Below are 21949 nucleotides of genomic sequence, written 5' to 3' on the forward strand. Positions count from 1 at the left end.
CCTTGTCGGGTAAGTTCCGACCTGCACGAATGGTGTAACGATGGCCATGCTGTCTCCACCCGAGACTCAGTGAAATTGAAATCGCTGTTAAGATGCAGTGTATCCGCGGCTAGACGGAAAGACCCCGTGAACCTTTACTATAGCTTCACAGTGAACTTTGAGCCTACTTGTGTAGGATAGGTGGGAGGCTTTGAAACCCGGACGCTAGTTCGGGTGGAGCCATCCTTGAAATACCACCCTGGTATGTTTGAGGTTCTAACTCAGATCCGTAATCCGGATCGAGGACACTGTGTGGTGGGTAGTTTGACTGGGGCGGTCTCCTCCCAAAGAGTAACGGAGGAGCACGAAGGTGCGCTAAGCATGGTCGGACATCATGCGGTTAGTGTAATGGCATAAGCGCGCTTAACTGCGAGACAGACACGTCGAGCAGGTACGAAAGTAGGTCATAGTGATCCGGTGGTTCTGTATGGAAGGGCCATCGCTCAACGGATAAAAGGTACTCCGGGGATAACAGGCTGATACCGCCCAAGAGTTCACATCGACGGCGGTGTTTGGCACCTCGATGTCGGCTCATCACATCCTGGGGCTGAAGCCGGTCCCAAGGGTATGGCTGTTCGCCATTTAAAGTGGTACGCGAGCTGGGTTTAGAACGTCGTGAGACAGTTCGGTCCCTATCTGCCGTGGACGTTGGAAATTTGAGAAGAGTTGCTCCTAGTACGAGAGGACCGGAGTGAACGAACCTCTGGTGTTCGGGTTGTTACGCCAGTAGCATTGCCCGGTAGCTATGTTCGGACAGGATAACCGCTGAAAGCATCTAAGCGGGAAGCCCCCTTCAAGATAAGATTTCCCTGGAGCTTCGAGCTCCCTAAAGGGCCCTTAAAGACTATGAGGTTGATAGGCTGGGTGTGTAAGCGTTGTGAGGCGTTGAGCTAACCAGTACTAATTGCCCGTGAGGCTTGACTATATAACGCCCAAATAGTTTTGAGTCTCTCAATAGAGAGATTAAAAACAAACAGTATTACCGGATAATGTGATTATGATCCGAGATGTTAGAAGACTTAATTGCTTACTGAATGTTAAAGACATCGCAGAATTGATGTGGGTTGATTGAAACGATATAAGCCTGAAACTTATAGCTAAACTATCAGCCGACCAAGGTTTTGCCTGATGACAATAGCGAACTGGAACCACCTGATCCCATCCCGAACTCAGTCGTGAAACGGTTCAGCGCCGATGGTAGTGTGGGGTCTCCCCATGTGAGAGTAGGTCATCGTCAGGCATCTAAATACGAAACCCCAGCAGGGCAACTTGCTGGGGTTTTTTATTGCCTGGATGAAAGTGAAACTCCGGGTGCAAGCAAAAAGAGCGGATCGCAGCCTTGATGCAGCGAAGAGGCTGTGAAAGTATTAACAAGCAAGAGATTCTTTGACTTCAAAACGAACTCGAAGCGAATCTGGCGTCATTACAACGGCCTTTATAATTATTGTCTGTAGAAACAGGTAATACTTATAGGCCTTTAAATATAGCTCTGGGCTCCTTCTATTAAGGCGAAACAGAGCTTTATTTTTTATCTCCTCAAGGAGCCTGTCGAACCCCAACACATTAAGTGCACGTGTGAGATTATAACATAACGCCATTAAACTAAACTCAGCCGCTACCTTCTCTTGGCCTCTTAGCAGGAAGTGGCTCCAACCTGCTCTAGATTTCATCGTGCCAAATGGGTGCTCAACGAGTGTACTTCGCTCGCGCATTTTTCCTTTGCTTACCTTCATTCGTTCTTGATGAGCTGTGAGCAGGTCTGCATTCTCACTTCGCCACACGACTCGGCAAGGTATTTTCTCCCCAAGACAGCTTGCTTTTTGGGGGCAGCTTTTACAGACTGTTTCTGATGCACTGAAGCGATGAAATACTTGTCCGTTCTGTGTGCGGGGCGACCCTCGTTGGTTTAATGACTCTCCTGCAGGGCACACATAATGATTTTTCCTCGCATCATATATGAACTGGTCTTTTGTGTACCTTCCCTTTTTCCCTTTACCCCCCGTTTTAGGCTTGGGAACATAAGGTGTTATCTTATCTTTTACACACTTAGCAATATGCGCCCCGCTGTAATAGCCCGCATCAGCAAGCACTTCTAACTCATCTGAATTCAGTATTTTCTTTGCTTTTAGCGACATTGGGTGCAATTGTTTAAGGTCGTTTGGCTCCGTTGTGACTTCTTCGCAAACGATCAAGTGATGCTTGTTATCTACTGCTATCTGTACGCTGTAGCCGGATACCTTTTGAGTTCCTTTGTTCAGTAAACGGGCATCTTTGTCTGTACTGCTCTCTTGTGTTTTTTTAGATTTTTCTAACCTTTTTAATTCGCTCTCTTTATCTTGTTTTTCTTTTTTCCAGTCTTCGAGTTGCTGAAGCACTTTTTCCAGTTCAATATCACTGGGCTTGTTTTCTTCTTCCTTTTCCTGCGCATCTTGCTGATCTAGCTCGTTCTGCCATTGCTCGATATGCGCCTCTAGCTTTTTGAGCTTCTTCTTGAGACCTGTGGTGGTCGTAAAGCTCTTGCGGCTCGCGCTTCCTTTAAAGAAACTGCCGTCAATAGCAATGCACTGGCCTCCAAACAACGAAAGTTTCTTGCAGAATAAAATAAACTCTTTATGAGTCTCCCGAATCGCACGCCGGTTTTGGCTGCGAAAATTAGCGATCGTCTTATAGCTTGGCTTAAGCCCTTGAACTAACCACATCACCTCTATATTACGGTGGCACTCTTGTTCCAACCGACGACTCGACTTAATGCGGTTTAGATATCCGTAGAGGTAAAGCTTGAGTAACGCACCGGGAGGGTAGGCAGGCTGCCCGCTATTAACCTTGTTTTCTAAGGTATGTTGATAGCCGAGCTTTCCTAAGTCTAAACATTCAACATAGGCATCAAGGGCTCTGATGGGATGCCTCTCATGCACGTAGTCATCCATATGGCTCGGAAACAAATCCCCTTGATCGCGGGAGTGTGTTTTCTTGTATTGTCTTCCCATTTTCTTATATCTTCGAAGTCGTTAGGCGACGATATTATACAGCGGGGAGCCTATGGATACTTTCACAGCCTCGAAGCGGAGTCAGGGGCAGTGGTTAATAATGAGTTCAAATGGGCTCAATTAGTTTTTGCTAATCCAGATGGTGCCAGATCTAGAAAGTATAAAAATGTACGATGGTGCATATAAGTGATGCGCGTCTCGGAATATTCTTTAGGCGCTAATTAAAATAAGGGCCAATACACAAGTACGTGAATTGATCGGCATGCGGAGCATGTGGAAGCTAAGGGAGTAATAGCATGAGTTTTTGCCGGGCTTTGGCACCCTCTATTTTATTGTCTTTAAGTATCTCAAATACTATTCAAGCTGAATTGAAGCCTATTTCTGACCAGGAGATGTCTGCGGTTACTGGTCAGGCATACGTCTCGGTTGATCAGGCCAGTCATCCTACAGAGTCAAATGTGTCTTATACCCGGGTTAATCTAGGGATGAAGGTGGAGACGCAATTGACAGCAGACAAACTTGAGTTGGGGACTTATCATCGCTGGGAAAAGCATCCTACGAATCCCGCCCTTAATGGCACTGCGTGCAATTACTGTACTGGCGAAGAGGAGGGGTTGGAAGTCATAGGTTCGGATATTTTGATGGAAAACTTTGGCCTGGGATATATTCATAGTGATAGCTACGCTAACAAATACAAGTCCGTTCCCATGCTAGCGAAGGGGGTTGACCGCTATGGGCGGGTGATCAAATACAGCGATGGTGAAATAGCGCCTTTTGAGATTAATAACCCGTTTTTCGAGTTTGCTCGTGATGAAGTGACAGGCGATGTAATAGGGATGCGAATAGGATTTGGCGAGTCTAAAGGGGTTCTATCCGGAAATATCTTATCATTAACCGGCGCTGTTGATGTTGATATACGAGATGGAGTGGATGGTCTGTCGGAGGCGCGGCAGCAGCAAAATGGCAATATTTTGGAGGAGGCATTGACTCTTTTAACGCCTCTTTTGGTCGCAGGAGGGGATTTAAGTGCTCAGGCGTCTTTGGTTGACTCAAATGGTGATGCTGATCCGGTTCGCTCTTCATTTATTGGGATGGAAAATGGCTCTGAGTTTAAGATTGCTGGAGCTGATTTTATTGCCGCAGGGGCTGTTCCGTTATTATCAGGTGCTGGACTTATTGGCAGTAACTCTCGTTCTGAGTTTTCCAGCGCTTTTGGCTGTGGTCTGTTCGGGTTGCTGTCTTGCTTTAATATTTATGTCGAGTCTGATAATTGTGTCATGCTAGGTATTCCGACCTGCTTTCCGCTTACTAACTTTCAGAGCATGCCTGTAGGTAAAGTGGAGGAGATAGATGGAAGGCAGTATATAACAGATACGGTTTCAGGCTTGTTTCTTTCATTTCAAACCAGGGATATGGAGTGGTCTACAGGAAAAGCAGGGAACCAAGCAATGAATGACTTTGTAAAAGCCTCATCTGGTGCTTTTTTGAATATTCCTACAGGTTCTGTAAAGGTGAATCTTAGTGAAGTTTATAATGGTGTAACAGGTGTTCGGCGCGAGTATGTAGATAGGGGGGTAGGATTATTCTAGTTTGTCAAAAAATTAAATGGGGCTGTGAAAGGGTGAAATATATCGTTACGAAATAGGACATATCTAAACACCAAAATTGACCGAAGCTTAGTACACTGATTAAAGTGTTCATTAGTACCAAAATTGTGATCTGGTACCAAAGTTCACAATAAAACGTTATAAATGGTACAAATGTATGAATATACTGTCACTTATTGTGCTTTTACGCATGTTATTGCGTATTGGTTATGAGGAGTGATGTTAGTGCTAGTGGTTAAGCGCTAGATATTTGTTAAGCGACGGTGGAAATGGAATGTAATCGTCTTAATAGTTGTATTAAGAAGGTGTTCTATGCCTGGCTTTTGGTCGTTAAATAAAAATAAATTTGCCGTCAGTGTGCTTCTTTCAAATGTATTGGTTGGTGTAAATGCCTTTGCCGAACTAAAGCCTATTGATGATAGAGAGATGTCCGATATTACAGGGCAGGCCTTTTTCTCTATTGATAAAACCGTTAACCCGTCTGATTCAAATATCTCTTATACTCGCCTTAATATGGGGATGGATATTGATATCCAGTCCAATATTGATAAATTGGAATTAGGTCGTTATGCCCGGATAGATAATGAAACCGGCCAGCAAGAGTCCCAGGCTGCTGATATTATTATCGAGAATATGTCGCTGGGTTATATTTACGATGAACAATATCATATCGACAATCCTAATGTGCCCAAGCCAAAACACTATGACGATAACGGTCAGCTTATTACCTATAAAGATGGGGATATCGTTCCGTTCAAGATCGAAGATCCTTTTATAGAGTTTGCTTTTGAGGGCGACAAAATTATTGGTAGCCGAATCGGCTTTGGTAAGGCCCAAGGGTTGCTTAGCGGCGACATTCAAAGTTTAACGGGCAATGTTGATATAGATATTAAAGGGACAGTAGGGAATCTTCAGCAGGCACTGAGGCAAAACGGTTATTCTGGTTGTCCATGGTACAACACATTTTGCCTGGGTTATGGTGATGACCAAATGCCTAACGTTATTGTGGAGCATGGAGGATTGCTTTCAGGAAATAAAGTCGGCACTTCAGCCAACCTGATTCATCATGGCGGATCTCATAACGGGCAGAGGGATACTGCAAGAGCGACCTCTGTGGGTATACTTAATGGTTCGCCGTTCAATTTGGATTTTGGCTGGCTCGGAAGTATAAACTTTACTGCAGATCAGTGTGCCTTGTTGGGTATTAGTGTTTGCTTTCCTCTACAAAACTTCAACTCTTTGCATATCGGTAAAAAGGATGAGCAAGGAAATACCATTGGTGCGGCGGATGGGTTGTTTCTTTCTTTTCAGACCCAGGATCTTGAGTGGATGAAAAATGTGCAGGGTAGTAATACTGCCTCTAACTATATGAATGCTGTGCAAGGGGCGTTTTTTAATGTGCCTTCCGGAGGGTTGCAGGTCGATTTCGTGAGTTCACTCAATGGGATTAATCGGGCGAAGACTGAATATATTGATAGGGGGCAGGGGTTGTTTTAGCTCTCGTGTAGAGCTTTCAAGATTTTGCTGGTTTTTTAGTTAAAATGAGAACCAGTGCAAGCTGTGGTTAAAAACTACTCAGAGTTTGTGTTGAATATGATCTTATTCACGTTAAGTTATGAAACTGAAGCTAGAATGAAATCATAATAAATACAATAGTACACAGTTTGCAAGGTTAAGTAGCAATTGTTCGGAGAATTGAATAATAAGGCGACAGAGATTTCGCCGCTACGAATAAGGAGGAGTTAAGATGAAAGCTCTTAAGTCCAGATTTCAAATAAAAATAAATAGAACAACCAAAGCCTGGATATCATTGGGGGGTGGGTTATTACTTGCTGCTTCAAATGTGTCTGCGGAGCTTAAACCTGTCAGTGATGAAGTTTTGTCCGATGTTGTGGGTCAGGCATACATCTCGATCGATAAAACCTATCACCCTGAAGCGTCAAAAAATACATCTTACACCCGCATTAATATGGGGATGGATATAGAGATACAAAGCAATATCGAGTATATGGAGTTGGGCCGCTATGAAAGAGATGATCCATATGGCGTTCAGAAACCTGCGGATGTAATGGCTCGTGATTTCTCGCTAGGTTATATATATGACTCTAACTATTTTAATCAAAACCCTGATGCGGCTCGCCCTATAAAGGCTGATGGAAGTGGTTATCAGAATGGAGAGATTGTCCCATTCAAAATTACTGACCCATTCATTGAGTTTGCTTATGATGAAAGCTCCAATGAGATGACCGGGGTTCGCATCGGTTTTGGTGAGGCTCAGGGGGTTCTGTCCGGTAATATTGAAGCGCTTACCGGGAATGTTGATGTTGATATTAGGGATCAGGGTGAAGGGATGAAGGCTGCCAGCTCAAATGGTAACTTCGCGGATCAGCTGCTGGTTTTGCTTACCCCATTGCTTGAAGGGGATAGTCCTATTGAGGCTCAGGCCCAGCTTGTTGACCAGTATGGGAATTATGACCCGATTAGATCAACAATGATCGGTATTCCAGATAACCAAACCTTTGTATTAAGTGGTGCGGGAGGTTTTACTCGGTGGTCGGTTAAAAACTTGTTAGGCGGTTTTTCATCGAGTGAAATAGAGGTTCCAAACTGCTCGTTTTGGAGCTGTCCAGGCGGCGATATTATAATTTATGTGAATGATTGCAAAGTATTGGGTGTGGATGCGTGCTTTAATCTTGAGCAATTCGAGAGCTTTCCAATTGGCCAAATCGAAGAGCAAAATGGTAATCGCTATTTAACAGGCTCTTCAAGTGGAATGTTTATATCGTTTCAGACCAAAGATCTAGAATGGCTGCAGGATGTTCGAGAACAAAACCCAAGTGCAGAAGATTTTGTTAAGGCGACCTCGGGAGCCTTTTTTAATATCCCGAACAGTAGTGTGACGGTAAATCTTGAAGAGGCGCTAAATGGGGTGCCAAGAGTTAGAACGGAATATATTGACCGAGGTAATGGACTATTTTGATGATAAATGGGGGAAGTATGCAAGGTGACAAGCTTAAAAGATTAGTCACTCGATGTTCGTTTTCGGCGCTGGTCGTGTGCGGTGCGGCAAATGCTGAGCTTGCCTCATTGTCTGATGATGAGCTGTCCGATGTTGATGGTGCGGGTATTGGCCTGGTTTTTGAGGACTTTGTTTTTGATGCTCGTACCGATGCGGGGGCTGGACAATCGTTCAAAATTACTGGGATTAAAAACACGGCAGGTGACCAGGATGTTGAAATAACGGTCTCGCAGCTTTATATCGCCAACTCTGGTAGTAATTATGGTGAGAACCTAACGGGCGTTAACTTGGGGCGTTTGGTTAACCCCTATGAAATTGAGTTAATCGATGGCGATGATATCGGCATTGAAGATAAAGCCGTTTTGCAGTTCTCTGCGCCCAAAAAATACGAAGCGACCACAACAGTTAATTTAGATCGAGATCTTGATGGTTCTTTGGATACAGAAATCGACTCTTCTGGTGCGACTGTTTTAAAACAGTATGCAGCAAACGCTGAAGGTTATGACTGTGTTCTCGCTGGTGCAACAATGGGGAGTGGGACTTGTGGTAGTCGGCCGACAGGAATTGATGCTGCTTCGTCTGAGGTTATATTGGGGGAGCGGCCTGATATAGGGCTGAAATTGCAGGTTCAGGTTGGTAGCAATCAGTCTGATAATCTAAGTATACATGCGAAAAGTGCGGTCTTTGATGGCAGTTACTTAAGGCTTTGGGGTGACGACAATAAGAAGCAGTTGGTTGGGGAGTTTCGACTTAACTTTTATACACCTGAGTTATCTATTAATGCCTGTGATGCATCAGGGCAGAACTGCGGCAATACTATCTACATGAAAAACTTTGAACTTGAGTTGGCACTTGGTAACACGTTTCAACCCATGTCTATTGGTGTAACTGAGGCGCTGGATGGCACTATTCAGCCTGGAAATTTTGTTTTTGAAATAGCGAGTATTACTGAATATGCCAGCCAAAAGGGGTACATGGCTAACTTGCCAACAAATGGCAAGAGAGAGAGCTGCGGAAATGATAGTTGCCGGGCGGCCTGGGATTTCTTTAATGATTACTATACGAAACCGGACTTTAAAAGCAATTTGAACATTGGTGCGATGCATATTGGTGATATTAGTGCGGGTGGACAGAATTTTGGCTCCGCTAAAATTGAAGGGATGACGATTCAGTATCTCAAAATTTCCAGTCATGACCTGGCAAACTAGGAGTTGAATGATGCTATCTAATGTGAATAAGAGACCAGTGTTATTCTTATTGTCTTCGTTGTTTCTTTTTGGAACTACGACTGTCTCGGCTGAATTGTCTTCAATTGATGATGATGAGATGTCAGTTATTTCGGGGCAGGCCGGTGTTTACTTGTCGGGTGAGATATCCATTAACGAAAATGGAGGCCCTATCCAGAACGCCTACTTTGGTGATTGTTCCGACAGTAAGCGCTGTGGTGCTCGTTTGGCCTATCAGACCAAGCAGAATGGAGGCTGGTTTGTGCTAGATGACTTTAAAGGCAGTTTCTCATTTCAGGGGTTGACCTTAAAGGTTCGCAATATCAACTCTGGGTTTGGTGGCGATGGGGCAAAGTTTAATCGAGAGGTTCTCGAGATAGGATTGCCAGATCAGATTATGGTAGATCAGTTGCAGTATACCTATGCTACCAGCAGTACTGCTCGACCAACGGATGCAGGCTTTCAGCAGACCGATATTTACACTGTTGAGATAGATGGCGGTGTCACCATGCAGGGCAACTTGCTGGTATTCCCGACTGGAAATAATTAAAGATGGATAAGTTCATGAATAATAAGGCGCTAGTGTTGGGTTTGTCATGTTCGCTTCTGTCGTCGTCACTGTTTGCGGAAATGATGCAGCTAGATGATGAGGTTATGTCTGGGGTGAGTGGACAAAGTGGTATCACGCTTGATATGGATTTGCATGTAGAAGTAGGGGAGATTGCTTACTTTGACGATGGTGCCGGCATTGCTATTCAGGGTGTGCGTATTTCTGATCCTTCCGATTCGGCTGCTGCTGCAAAGCAGCAGTATGTTTTTGATATTACTGATGATGGTAGTTTGAATATCGCCTATGATATTTCGCCTACTCGCTTTGAGTTCTCAGATATACGTTTGGGGACTGAGTCCGGGAATATGACAGGGCCGAGTGGCGGTGGTTTTTTCTGGGATTACCAATTAGTTGGAAATCTTAACATTCGAGGTGGTGGCGCTCTTAGTTCAAATGGGTATACGTTCGAGTCAAGCTATACGATGACTGACGGTGCGTTTGGTTATCGCACGCAGGGAAATAGTTTCTGGTTTGATGATATTGATTCTAGTTCTTCGTCTGTGATGACCTTGGATGTTGGAACTGATGTTGTGGGTGATTACTTGGATATTCGCTTGCCTAATTATACTGGTGAATACACCGTTGGGGCTATTAGGCATAGTTCAAATCCTTCCTTAAGTGGTGGGGCTCTGTGGGGTAAGTATGATATGACCTCGAATATCCAGCTGCGAGGAGGGGGTAGAATTGGGTCTACTGGCATTACTATTGACGCACAAAATACGATTAACCGCTACGATTTTGCCTGGGGAGATGATGGTAACTGGCTCGGCGCGTTAGGTATGACTGGCGGATACAATATTGATAACCTAACTCTTGATGTTGCGGCTGATCCCGACGGCCAGCTTGGTCTGGCGATTGCCTGGGACAAAGTTGATGCTACTTTGCATATCGATAAAGTTGTACTCGGAGAAACTAAGGCGAGGATTGATGATTACCTCGCAGGCAATGCCTTAACGGGTGGCCCTTCGACATTGAAGAGTATTGGTAGCATTGATATGAATTTTATATTCGCTGATCAAACTGTTGATGGGGTGGATTTCACAAATATATTCTATGTTCAGGCTGGTGGGCATGCAGATGCAGGAGAGCAGGGCTTAAGAATAAATGCTCAATGGAGTTTGGTTGATCAATTTGCATCCGACAGTAATGTTTCCAATATAACCTATGTCGATGATGGCAATGCCGTAATGTTTAGTGGCTTGCAGTCATGGGGTCAAGGGGATTTGACATTAAATGTAACGAAAGCTGAAACAATTAATGGTACTGAGTTTTTTGATGGAATACGTATCGGCTTTGAAGACTTCACAGGCGGTTACAAAATAGATGGGCTGCAGGTGGGTAAAAATGACAGCCAACTAAAAAGTCAGGATCTGCAAGGAGGCTCTGAGTTGCTGCTTGCTCTAGGAGTGTTCCCTTCTTATGACTTTACAATTGACGGGCATATGACAATAGGTACCGGAGGCTCGTCTGGAGAGGGTTTGACTATTAACTCTGATATGCATATAACAAATGGTCGTGCTGCTCTAATGGTTGATGAAAATGGCAGTGGTATCTGGGCTACCGGGCTTGATTATGACATTCATAAGCGGAATATGACGATTGATGTAACGGATGAAGGGCTTGCGATAGTTGAGGGTGAGTCATGGAGTGTAATGGATATCTCCGACCTTCGGTTGGGTGATAAAGTCAGCGGCGCGAGCTTTGGCAGCTTTATAGTAAAGCGCTACGAAACAGGCTCATCCATGATTATAAAGGCTGGCGGTTCAGGGGATATTTGTGTAGGAGGAAATGCAACTAGTGCGGCTGCATGCGATGCCGCTGGAGGCATTTGGGAAGAGCGCGGCGATGAAGGGATTACAGTCAGCTTAAAGAACATCCTGGCAGAAGCGGTGAGTGAGTCCAAAAGAAATAGCTTTACTTGGGAGTCGCAAGGCGGTTCAAGTACAAATCGGCCAATGCAAATTGTGTTTGATAACATTACAACTAATGATGGGGATGGAATTAATAACACCTATGGTCTCCAGAATGATATATCTATAGATGTTTATCAAACTAAGGTTGTGAAGAAGGCTGATGGGGCCGACTCCAATGGTGTGGTTGGTAATAAGGGGGATGAAAAAGTCCTGGATGGGTCTTCAGCTGGGTATCGTTACGTGAGCAAAGCTGAAATGGATGCTACGCCTTCGTTAAAGTCTGACCGCCCGCTCGGGTTCGCAGTTAATGCGAATACACGCTTTAAGGAGTTGTCGTTTGGTAGTGTTCAAACGATTCACCCTGATGCAGCTCAGCCCTCAACCTTAATCTATGGTATGAGCATACAGAACGCTAATATCACCTCTAATCTCACTGCGACGCCTATTCAGTAGCTGGTGAGTGAGTTTTTAAAAAGCCTGTCCTTCTGGATGGGCTTTTTTGTTTCTGCGACTAAGCTATATAATTGCTGGCTTGGTGGTCATTAGGTTCCCGATTATGGAATTGGTAAGGTTGTTAAACTGCTTGGCGGACGGGCAGTATCACTCAGGTGTTGAGATAGGCTTAGAGCTTGGTGTCAGTCGTACAGCTGTCTGGAAGGCGTTAGGGAAGTTAGAGGCTTCTGGTGTGGCTTTAGAAGTGGTTAAGGGGAAGGGCTATCGCATTGTAGGAGGGCTTGATTTATTAAGTCGAGATGCGATTGTTGGCCACTTAAACCAGTCATCGACTCCGTTTGAAAGATTATATTTATTGCAGGATGTTGACTCAACCAACTCATTTCTAATGCGAGAAGAGTCAGGCTCTGACGGCTATGCCCTTTGTTTGTCTGAGCGCCAGAGTAGCGGGCGAGGGCGTCGTGGGCGTGTGTGGCATAGCCCCTATGCTAAAAACTTGTATCTAAGTCTGTCGTTTAATTTGGCGGGCGGGGCTGAGGCGCTTGAAGGGCTTAGCTTGGCATTGGGGGTTGCAGTTGCAAATTGTTTGTCGGCCAACGGAGTGGCAGATATTGGTCTCAAATGGCCCAATGATATATGGGTGGGAGACAAGAAGCTGGCGGGTCTTTTAGTCGAGCTTAAAGGAGAGGCTGAGCTGGGGTGGAAGGTGGTCGCAGGGCTTGGTATTAATGTTTTGATGAGTGAGGATGAAGGCAGTGTGGTTGACCAGCCTTGGACGTCGATTAGTGCTGTGGCAAGTGATTTGTCTATTGATAGAAGTCTGTGGGCGAGTTTGCTTATTGAGAGTTTAATCACCACTATTGAGCGGTATCGATTGTGTGGGTTGGAGGGGCTTCTTGCTGAATGGTCAAGGTTTGATATTCTTCATGGAAGGGGGGTGCAGGTTAGTGGAAGCGGATTATCTGGCTTGTGTATGGGAGTTGATGGCAGGGGGCGCCTGCTGGTTAAATCGGGCGAAGAACTGCATGCGATAAATGCGGGTGAAGTTAGCGTAAGGCCAAACAAATCCTCAGATTGATATAGCCAATACATCTTGATATAGGCGGCCCTGTGTATAGGGGTCTATTGCCTCTGGGGAAGAATGTGGTATGGCGACCTGTTGAGCATAAGGAGGAAAGGTGCGCTGGATTTTTTTAACATTATTATTGTTAAATGCATTATTTGCATTGCTTGAGTGGTCAGCGAGTCTGGGTGGTCGAGAGACTGACGGGGAAGGGTATCGTGCTGCTGCAGGTATTCAGGTGTTGGCTCTTCTTGGCGAGTCTGCGGGGGGAGGTTCCATCGGCAAGCGGTTAGCAGGCGATGCTAATGATCAGTTGTGCTTATTGATAGGGCCTCTAGCGGATAGAGGGAAGGCAAAGTTTGCGTTGGAGTCGATGCAGCGCACTGGAATAAAAGCTGAGATGATTACTCAAACGACTGTGCGAGCACCCAATTATTGGGTTTATTTACAGCCCTATGAGAGTCGAAAAGCTGCGATCTCCAAGCTTAGAGAGCTGCAAGAGTCTAAGGTGGATAGTTACCTGATAACTCAGGGGGAGTTGGCCAATGGTATTTCTCTGGGTGTGTTTGAAAATATTGACTCAGCTCGCAGGATGCTGGAGCGGAGGCAGGGGCAGGGGTATAGCCCAAAGGTAAAGGAGCTGGGCAAGAAGGGGTTCGAGTATTGGCTGGCAACAGAAGATGCGTATACGCCTGAGCTTGACCAAAAAATAGCGAAAACACTAGAGGAATTAAAAATGTCGCCAGGAAAAAGACAAATTTTTTGTAAAAGTGTTGCATCTGAAAAAAAGTTACCTTAGTATAGCGGCCTCGCAAAACGCGGTACAGAGCTGGCGTAGCTCAGATGGTAGAGCAGCGCACTTGTAATGCGCAGGTCGGGGGTTCGATTCCGTCCGCCAGCTCCATTTCTTTGTTGTGTGTTTTGTGATCTTGTAAGTCTCGTTGCGATTCTTATAAGGAGGGGTTCCCGAGTGGCCAAAGGGATCAGACTGTAAATCTGACGCGAAAGCTTCGGTGGTTCGAATCCACCCCCCTCCACCACTTCGCGGGTGTCGTATAATGGCTATTACCTCAGCCTTCCAAGCTGATGATGCGGGTTCGATTCCCGCCACCCGCTCCAAATTCTAGGCGACGCTCATATAGCTCAGTCGGTAGAGCGCCACCTTGGTAAGGTGGAGGTCACCGGTTCAATTCCGGTTATGAGCTCCAGTTTGGTATGGGTGGTGAGGCTTCTTTAAAGTTTTGTAGTTAATTTAGGCCAGTAGCTCAATTGGCAGAGCAGCGGTCTCCAAAACCGCAGGTTGGGGGTTCGATTCCCTCCTGGCCTGCCACTATTTATAGCGGTAGGGCAAGTAAAGATGAATGCAAAAGTGGAAGTTGACGAAAGTCGCTTTGATGGCCTGAAATGGTTTTCGGTAGTCGCGCTTGTGGTTGTTGCGGTAGCGGGTAATCATTATTTTTCAGCAGAGTCTTTGCTTTATAGGGTTTTAGCGCTATTGGTGTTGGCGAGTGTGGCAGGTTTTATTGCTCTTCAGACCTTGAAGGGGAAGAAGTTTTCCGCATTGTTGAAGGATGCCAAGTCCGAGATTAGAAAGGTTGTATGGCCGACGCGCCAAGAGCTTACGCAGACGACAATGATTGTGATTGTGTTTGTATTGGTTGTTGCGTTGATCTTGTGGGGGCTTGATTCTCTTATAAGCTGGTTAGTGTCTGGATTAATAGGATAGGGGGGCTGCGAATGTCTAAGCGTTGGTATGTGGTCCATGCGTATTCTGGATACGAAAAGCAGGTAATGAGATCTCTTAAAGAGCAAATGGTTCTTAAGGGGTTGGAAGATCGGTTTGGTGATGTGTTGGTGCCAACCGAAGAGGTTGTTGAAATGCGCGACGGGAAGAAGCGCAGGAGTGAGCGAAAGTTTTATCCAGGTTATGTGTTGGTTCAGATGGAAATGGATGATGAAACCTGGCATTTGGTTAAGTCTACCTCTCGTGTTCTTGGGTTTATTGGTGGTACTAAGGAAAAGCCGGCGCCAATAACTGAAAAAGAAGCAATGGCAATTTTGCAGCGCGTTGAGAGTGGGGCAGAAAAGCCTCGGCCTAAAACGTTGTTTGAGCCAGGAGAGATTGTTCGTGTTATTGATGGGCCTTTTGCAGACTTTAATGGGGTTGTGGAAGAGGTCGATTATGAGAAGAGTAGAGTTAAGGTTGCTGTTCTTATATTTGGGCGATCTACGCCAGTTGAGTTAGGTTTTGGTCAGGTAGAAAAAGACTAACTTTTCAGAAAGTATTTATATGGTGCTCATTCTGTTCGCAGGGTGGGCTTTTTGTGTCTCGACGGGGAGCTTTTTAGCGTTCGAACCCGTTAGGAGGAAGTATGGCGAAGAAAGTAGAAGCATATATAAAGCTTCAGGTTGGAGCTGGTAAGGCGAATCCGAGTCCGCCGGTTGGTCCTGCATTGGGTCAGCATGGTGTGAATATTATGGAGTTTTGTAAGGCGTTTAACGCGAAAACTCAAGGTATGGAAGCTGGTCTGCCAGTTCCAGTGGTAATTACGGTTTACGCTGATAGAAGCTTTACCTTTATCATGAAGACGCCGCCTGCTTCAATATTGTTGAAGAAGGCTGCTGGTATTAAAAGTGGTAGCGGTCGACCTAATACTGAAAAGGTTGGCACTGTTACTCGTGCCCAGCTTGAAGAGATTGCAACCACAAAAGAGCCTGACCTGAACTCAGGTGACTTGGATGCTGCGGTAAGAATTATTGCAGGTACAGCCCGAAGTATGGGGCTGAATGTGGAGGGCGTATAAGATGGCTAAACTAACAAAGCGTCAAAAAGCGATTGCTGAGAAAGTTGAAGCAGGGAAGGCATACTCCATAGATGAAGCTGTTGCAATTCTGTCTGACCTATCCTCTCAGATCAAGTTTAAAGAATCTGTTGATGTTGCTATCAATCTTGGTGTAGATGCGCGTAAATCAGATCAGGTTGTTCGTGGTTCGACTGTTCTGCCGAATGGTACTGGTAAAGATGTGCGTGTGGCGGTTTTTACTCAGGGTGAAAATGCAGAAAAAGCAAAAGAAGCAGGCGCAGATGTTGTAGGTATGGATGATCTGGCAGAGGAAGTTAAGAAAGGTAATCTTGACTTTGATGTTGTGATCGCAAGCCCTGATGCAATGCGTGTTGTTGGTATGCTGGGTCAGATTCTTGGGCCTCGCGGCTTAATGCCTAACCCTAAAGTGGGTACTGTGACTCCAGATGTTGCTACTGCGGTTAAGAATGCGAAAGCGGGCCAGGTTAGATATCGCACAGATAAAAACGGCATCATTCACAGCCCTTTGGGGAATGTTGAGTTTTCTGCGGATTCAATTAAGCAGAATTTAGAAGCGCTGATGGCAGACCTTAAGAAAGCTAAGCCTGCATCAGCTAAAGGTGTCTATATGAAGAAAGTTACCGTTTCTTCTACTATGGGGCCTGGGTTAGTGATAGATCAAGGTTCTATCTCTTTTTAAGAGATAGAACAAAAAGAACTTTGAAGTCTAGGCTAGAGCCGAGGCTGTCAAAGACCGCAGGTGTGTTGAGTGTATGCTTAATGCTTAATTTCCTGCGCAGACGGTGTGACCTTACTCTTTGAGTGCTTTCACCGTGCGGTTGCTAACTTTTTGTAAATCAAGGGTTAGCAGATATGAAATTGCTGACGATAGTCAGCGTGTGAAGGAGAAATCCAGTGGCAATTGGACTCGAAGACAAAAAAGCGATAGTCGCTGAGGTCAACGAGGCTGCCGGTGGTGCTTTGTCTGCAGTTTTGGCTGATTATCGTGGCGTTACCGCTAATGATATGACCGTACTGCGGAAACAGGCTCGCGAAAATGGCGTTTATTTGAGAGTTGTTCGTAACACTCTTACTAAACTTGCTGTTGGCGGGACTGACTTCGAATGCATTAAAGAAGCATTGGTTGGACCAACCATTCTTGCTTTCTCTATGGAAGATCCTGGTGCGGCTGCAAGGTTGCTTAAGGATTTTGCTAAAGAAAACAAAGAATTCGAAATTAAAGCACTCGCTGTTGGTGGTGAACTGTTGGGAGCTGAGCAGATTGACCGTTTGGCCAAACTACCTACGCGCGATCAGGCGTTGGGGATGTTGGCAAGCGTCATGCAAGCACCTATTACGAAACTTGTGCGTACATTCAACGAAGTTCCGTCGAAGGTTACGCGTGTTGTTGCTGCAGTTCGCGATCAGAAACAAGAAGCAGCCTAATTATTCTAGTTATTATTTTTCAGGAGATTTGAGTCATGGCTCTGTCTAAAGACGATATTTTAAATGCAATTGCAGAAATGAGCGTAATGGAAGTTGTTGAGCTTGTTGAAGCAATGGAAGAGAAGTTTGGTGTATCTGCAGCAGCAGCTGTTGCAGTTGCAGCTCCAGCAGCTGGCGGCGACGCAGCAGCAGCTGAAGAGAAAACTGAATTTGACGTTGTTCTAGCTGGTGCTGGCGACAAGAAAGTTAACGTTATCAAAGCGGTACGTGCTATTACAGGTCTTGGCCTTAAAGAAGCAAAAGCTATGGTTGACGGCGCTCCTTCTACTGTTAAAGAAGGTGTTAGCAAAGACGACGCTGAAGCAGCTAAGAAAGAGCTTGAGGAAGCTGGCGCATCAGTTGAAATCAAGTAATTTACTTGATGATAAACTTTTGCGGTTAAGCTAAATCGGAATCGGCTGGCAATATTAATTGTCGGCCTTTTTCCGTTGTATGTGCTATATCTAATTTGCCGATGTTGTATTTATTTTTATCGGCGCAGCAAGACAGTTTCAACTTATCGGTATCAAGCCGAAAAGAGACGCCAAAGGTGTTGAGTCATAAAGCTGGGGAACATAAATGACCTACTCATATACTGAGAAAAAGCGCATTCGTAAAGAATTCGGTACACTGCCGACTGTGATGGATGTGCCTTATTTGCTATCTATCCAAATGGATTCATATCGCGGTTTTTTACAAAAAGACGCAGAGCCCGGAGCCAAAGAAGACTTGGGCCTACATGCTGCATTTAAATCTGTTTTTCCTATCCTCAGCTTCTCAGGTAATGCTGCGCTGGAATATGTTAGCTACCGTTTGGGTGAGCCGGCATTTGATGTAAAAGAGTGTCAGTTGCGTGGTGTTACATACGCTGCACCGCTGCGCGTTAAAGTTCGCTTAATTATCTACGACAAAGAGTCAGCGAACAAAGCAATTAAAGATATTAAGGAACAAGAAGTTTACATGGGCGAAATGCCCTTAATGACCGACAACGGTACATTTGTCATTAATGGAACAGAGCGGGTTATCGTATCCCAGCTTCACCGCTCTCCTGGCGTATTTTTTGACCATGACAAAGGTAAAACGCACTCTTCAGGTAAGTTGTTGTACAGTGCGCGTGTCATTCCTTACCGTGGTTCATGGCTCGATTTTGAGTTTGACCCCAAAGATGCTGTTTTTGTTCGTATTGACCGTCGCCGCAAGCTGCCGGCTTCAATTTTAATGCGAGCATTAGGGTACGACTCTCAGCAAATTCTGGATATGTTCTTTGAAACGAGCAAACATAAAGTTTCAGAGGAAGTATGTACGTTAGAGTTGGTGCCATCCCGCTTAAGGGGTGATATCGCTAGCTTCGATATAAAAGATAATGAAGGCAATGTCATTGTTGAAGAGGGGCGACGTATTACAGCTCGTCATATCAGGCAGCTGGAAAAAGCAGGTATTAGTGAGCTTGAAGTCCCGCTAGATTATATCTTTGGAAAAGTTACAGCAAAAGATATTGTTGATGAGCGGACAGGTGAGCTGCTAGTTGAATGTAATACTGAAATTACTGAAGAAGTCGTTCAAACGTTGGTAGAGGCGGGTGTTGAAGAACTTGAAACCCTCTATACTAACGATCTTGACTGCGGCCCATTTATGTCTGACACATTGCGGGTTGATCCTACAAGAAGTCAGCTTGAGGCGTTGGTCGAAATTTACCGAATGATGCGTCCAGGCGAGCCGCCAACGAAAGAATCAGCAGAGAATTTGTTTAAGAACTTGTTCTTCACAGAGGAAAGGTATGACCTTTCTGCTGTGGGTAGAATGAAGTTCAATCGCCGAATTGGGCGGGAAAACGAAGAGGGTGCAGGTACGCTGGATAATGAAGACATTATCCAGGTTCTGAAAACCTTGATAGATATTCGTAACGGTAAAGGAATGGTCGACGATATCGACCATTTGGGTAACCGTAGAATTCGATCTGTTGGCGAGATGGCAGAGAACCAATTCCGTGTTGGCCTTGTCCGTGTTGAGCGTGCCGTTCGAGATCGTCTAAGTATGGCAGAATCTGATGGTTTGATGCCTCAAGATTTGATCAATGCTAAGCCGGTCGCGGCTGCGGTTAAGGAGTTCTTCGGATCTAGTCAGCTATCACAGTTTATGGATCAGAATAACCCGCTTTCCGAGGTTACACACAAGCGACGAGTTTCGGCTTTGGGGCCTGGTGGTTTGACTCGAGAGCGAGCAGGGTTTGAAGTGCGAGATGTTCACCCGACGCACTATGGCCGAGTTTGCCCAATCGAAACCCCTGAAGGACCAAACATCGGTCTGATAAACTCTTTGGCGACTTATGCTAGAACCAACTCTTTTGGTTTTTTAGAAAGTCCTTATAGAAAGGTTGTTGATGGCGTCGTTACAGACGAAATCGAATACTTGTCAGCAATCGAAGAGAGTAATTACGTGATCGCACAGGCTAGCGCGATTATCGATGAGTCTAGCACTCTGACAGAAGAGTTGGTTACTGTTCGTCATAAGAATGAATTTACGGTAATGCCTCCAGAGCGCGTTAATTATATGGATGTATCGCCTCGTCAGGTTGTTTCTGTTGCAGCATCGCTTATCCCGTTCCTTGAGCACGATGATGCGAACCGGGCTCTTATGGGGTCGAACATGCAACGTCAGGCAGTTCCTACACTTAAAGCTGAAAAACCTTTGGTAGGTACGGGGATTGAGCGAATTGTGGCTCAGGATTCTGGTGTTTGTGTTGTTGCTAAACGGGGCGGTATTGTTGAAAGCGTCGATGCATCCCGAATTGTTGTTAGGGCTAACAATGATGAAGTAGATGCTGGTGACGCTGGTGTTGATATTTATAGTCTTACTAAATATACCCGTTCCAATCAGAATACATGTATTAACCAAAAGCCACTGGTTAAAGGTGGTGATAAGGTGGCGCGCGGCGATGTAATGGCTGATGGTCCATCTGTTGATATGGGTGAGCTTGCGTTAGGGCAAAATATGCGAATAGCATTTATGCCCTGGAATGGCTTCAACTTTGAGGATTCGATTTTAGTCTCTGAAAGAGTTGTAAAAGAGGATCGGTTTACCACTATCCATATTCAGGAGTTGACGTGTGTTGCTCGTGATACAAAGCTGGGTAGCGAAGAGATTACGGCAGATATCCCGAATGTAGGTGAAAGCGCGCTTGCCAAACTTGATGAGTCGGGCGTTGTATATATTGGTGCTGAGGTCGGAGCTGGCGATATTCTGGTTGGCAAGGTGACGCCTAAGGGTGAAACCCAGTTAACGCCAGAAGAAAAATTGCTCAGAGCTATTTTCGGTGAGAAGGCTTCTGATGTTAAGGATACCTCACTAAGGGTTTCTACGGGAACTCGCGGGACTGTTATCGATGTTCAGGTCTTCACCCGAGATGGTGTTGAAAAAGATCAGCGTGCATTGGATATTGAAAATGCCCAGCTTAATACGTTCAGAAAAGATCTTAAAGATGAGTACCGAATTGTCGAAACTGCAACGTATGAGCGGTTACGCGAGCTATTGCTAGGTAAGGAAGTTGTAGGCGCGCCAAACCTTAAGAAGGGTGACACGCTTACTAATGAATACCTTGATAGTATCAGCCTTTCTGAGTGGTTTAAGATTCGTATGGCCGACGACGATCTTAATGAAGCACTTGAGCGCTCTGAAGCTCAATTAGCAGAGCGAAGGGAAGAGCATGAAGAGCGTTTTGAGGATAAAAAACGCAAACTTCAGACAGGTGATGACCTGGCGCCGGGTGTACTTAAAATTGTTAAGGTTTATGTTGCTATAAAACGTCGCATTCAGCCAGGGGACAAGATGGCCGGACGCCATGGTAACAAGGGTGTTATCTCGGTTATTATGCCTGTTGAAGATATGCCTTATGACGAGCATGGCGAGCCTGTTGATATTGTTCTGAACCCGCTGGGTGTTCCATCCCGAATGAACGTTGGTCAGGTTCTTGAGACGCATTTGGGTATGGCTGCTAAAGGGTTAGGGGTCAAAATTAACCAGATGATCAAGGAGCAGCGAGATATCGCTGAGCTAAGAGCATTTTTGTCTGATATATACAATGGTATCGCAAGTAAGCAGGAAGCGCTGGATGCATTTAGCGATGCTGAAATAGTCGAGCTAGCTAACAATCTTCGACATGGTGTGCCTATGGCGACACCTGCATTTGATGGTGCGAAAGAGCCTGAGATAAAGGCGTTGCTCCGACTGGCAGGTTTGGATGACTCAGGCCAGACTCCTTTATACGATGGCCGAACCGGTGAAAAGTTTGATCGCCCGGTAACCGTCGGTTATATGTACATGTTGAAGCTGAACCACTTGGTTGATGACAAAATGCACGCTCGATCAACAGGGTCTTATAGTCTTGTTACTCAGCAGCCGTTGGGTGGTAAAGCTCAATTTGGTGGTCAGCGCTTCGGTGAAATGGAAGTGTGGGCTCTAGAAGCTTACGGCGCTGCGTATACATTGCAAGAAATGTTAACTGTTAAGTCTGATGACGTTAACGGTCGAACTAAGATGTACAAGAATATCGTCGATGGCGATCACCGTATGGAGCCGGGTATGCCGGAGTCATTTAACGTATTGGTTAAGGAAATTCGCTCATTAGGTATCGATATTGAGCTTGAAAACGAGTAACGACAATTCGCTGTTACTCAAACTAGATTATCGATTTAACCTAATATTAGCGGAGGCGGGCAGTTGCCCGCCCAGAACCAACTCCTTCTG

At 45.3% G+C, this 21949-nt stretch carries 16 protein-coding genes, 5 tRNA genes and 2 rRNA genes (1 of these 23 cut by a window edge); 22 read left to right on the forward strand and 1 reads right to left on the reverse strand.

The annotated features are described in order from the left end of the window. Nucleotides 1-964: ribosomal RNA gene (locus tag MY523_RS20395) — 23S ribosomal RNA — on the forward strand (it extends 1929 nt beyond the left edge of the window). 199 nt (nt 965-1163) lie between these two features. Beyond that, nucleotides 1164-1279 (forward strand): 5S ribosomal RNA (gene rrf / locus MY523_RS20400). Between the two features lie 127 nt (nt 1280-1406). On the opposite strand, the gene MY523_RS20405 is transcribed toward rrf, so the two are convergent. After that, entirely contained in the window at nt 1407-3026 is a 1620-nt protein-coding gene (locus MY523_RS20405; RefSeq protein WP_250655547.1) for an IS1182 family transposase, read from the reverse strand. A 296-nt stretch (nt 3027-3322) separates the two neighbouring features. Here MY523_RS20405 and MY523_RS20410 point away from each other — a divergent pair, with 296 nt between their 5' ends. From MY523_RS20410 to rpoB, 20 genes are all read left to right on the forward strand, one after another. After that, nucleotides 3323-4615 (forward strand): DUF6160 family protein, encoded by a 1293-nt coding sequence (locus MY523_RS20410; protein WP_250656515.1) that lies wholly within the window; start codon nt 3323-3325, stop codon nt 4613-4615. 330 nt (nt 4616-4945) lie between these two features. Further along, complete coding sequence (locus MY523_RS20415; RefSeq protein ID WP_250656516.1) at nt 4946-6130, forward strand: DUF6160 family protein; 1185 nt, start codon at nt 4946-4948, stop codon at nt 6128-6130. Between the two features lie 250 nt (nt 6131-6380). After that, entirely contained in the window at nt 6381-7613 is a 1233-nt protein-coding gene (locus MY523_RS20420) for a hypothetical protein (protein WP_250656517.1), read from the forward strand. A 17-nt stretch (nt 7614-7630) separates the two neighbouring features. Further along, the gene (locus MY523_RS20425) at nt 7631-8860 is read left to right on the forward strand and encodes a hypothetical protein (protein ID WP_250656518.1); all 1230 of its coding nucleotides are present in this window, start codon (nt 7631-7633) and stop codon (nt 8858-8860) included. Between the two features lie 7 nt (nt 8861-8867). Continuing rightward, nucleotides 8868-9428, forward strand: coding sequence for a hypothetical protein (locus MY523_RS20430; RefSeq protein ID WP_250656519.1), 561 nt, complete (start codon nt 8868-8870; stop codon nt 9426-9428). A gap of 14 nt (nt 9429-9442) precedes the next feature. Beyond that, on the forward strand, nt 9443-11854 hold the full coding sequence (locus MY523_RS20435; RefSeq protein ID WP_250656520.1) for a DUF6160 family protein: 2412 nt from the start codon (nt 9443-9445) through the stop codon (nt 11852-11854). 103 nt (nt 11855-11957) lie between these two features. Then, nucleotides 11958-12932, forward strand: coding sequence for a biotin--[acetyl-CoA-carboxylase] ligase (locus MY523_RS20440; RefSeq protein ID WP_250656521.1), 975 nt, complete (start codon nt 11958-11960; stop codon nt 12930-12932). 100 nt (nt 12933-13032) lie between these two features. Further along, the gene (locus MY523_RS20445) at nt 13033-13716 is read left to right on the forward strand and encodes an SPOR domain-containing protein (RefSeq protein ID WP_250656522.1); all 684 of its coding nucleotides are present in this window, start codon (nt 13033-13035) and stop codon (nt 13714-13716) included. A gap of 29 nt (nt 13717-13745) precedes the next feature. Next, nucleotides 13746-13821: transfer RNA gene (locus tag MY523_RS20450), tRNA-Thr, on the forward strand. A gap of 52 nt (nt 13822-13873) precedes the next feature. After that, nucleotides 13874-13957: transfer RNA gene (locus MY523_RS20455), tRNA-Tyr, on the forward strand. A 4-nt stretch (nt 13958-13961) separates the two neighbouring features. After that, nucleotides 13962-14036, forward strand: a tRNA-Gly gene (locus MY523_RS20460). Nucleotides 14037-14049: 13 nt separating this feature from the next. Further along, nucleotides 14050-14125 (forward strand) — tRNA-Thr (locus MY523_RS20465). Nucleotides 14126-14171: 46 nt separating this feature from the next. Further along, nucleotides 14172-14247 (forward strand) — tRNA-Trp (locus MY523_RS20470). A 27-nt stretch (nt 14248-14274) separates the two neighbouring features. Further along, entirely contained in the window at nt 14275-14643 is a 369-nt protein-coding gene (secE, locus tag MY523_RS20475) for a preprotein translocase subunit SecE (RefSeq protein ID WP_250656523.1), read from the forward strand. A gap of 11 nt (nt 14644-14654) precedes the next feature. Continuing rightward, a complete protein-coding gene (nusG, locus tag MY523_RS20480; protein WP_250656524.1) occupies nt 14655-15188 on the forward strand; it encodes a transcription termination/antitermination protein NusG in 534 nt (177 codons plus the stop codon). 101 nt (nt 15189-15289) lie between these two features. Then, a complete protein-coding gene (rplK, locus tag MY523_RS20485; protein ID WP_250656525.1) occupies nt 15290-15721 on the forward strand; it encodes a 50S ribosomal protein L11 in 432 nt (143 codons plus the stop codon). Nucleotide 15722: 1 nt separating this feature from the next. Next, nucleotides 15723-16421: a 50S ribosomal protein L1 gene (rplA, locus tag MY523_RS20490; protein ID WP_250656526.1), complete on the forward strand. Its 699-nt coding sequence runs from the start codon at nt 15723-15725 to the stop codon at nt 16419-16421. 215 nt (nt 16422-16636) lie between these two features. After that, nucleotides 16637-17167, forward strand: coding sequence for a 50S ribosomal protein L10 (rplJ, locus tag MY523_RS20495; protein WP_250656527.1), 531 nt, complete (start codon nt 16637-16639; stop codon nt 17165-17167). A gap of 35 nt (nt 17168-17202) precedes the next feature. Then, nucleotides 17203-17580 (forward strand): 50S ribosomal protein L7/L12, encoded by a 378-nt coding sequence (gene rplL, locus MY523_RS20500; RefSeq protein WP_250656528.1) that lies wholly within the window; start codon nt 17203-17205, stop codon nt 17578-17580. Between the two features lie 205 nt (nt 17581-17785). Beyond that, nucleotides 17786-21859, forward strand: coding sequence for a DNA-directed RNA polymerase subunit beta (gene rpoB / locus MY523_RS20505; protein ID WP_250656529.1), 4074 nt, complete (start codon nt 17786-17788; stop codon nt 21857-21859). The last annotated feature ends 90 nt before the right edge of the window (nt 21860-21949 follow it).

The sequence above is a fragment of the Alkalimarinus coralli genome (assembly GCF_023650515.1).
Classification (GTDB): Bacteria; Pseudomonadota; Gammaproteobacteria; order Pseudomonadales; family Oleiphilaceae; genus Alkalimarinus; species Alkalimarinus coralli.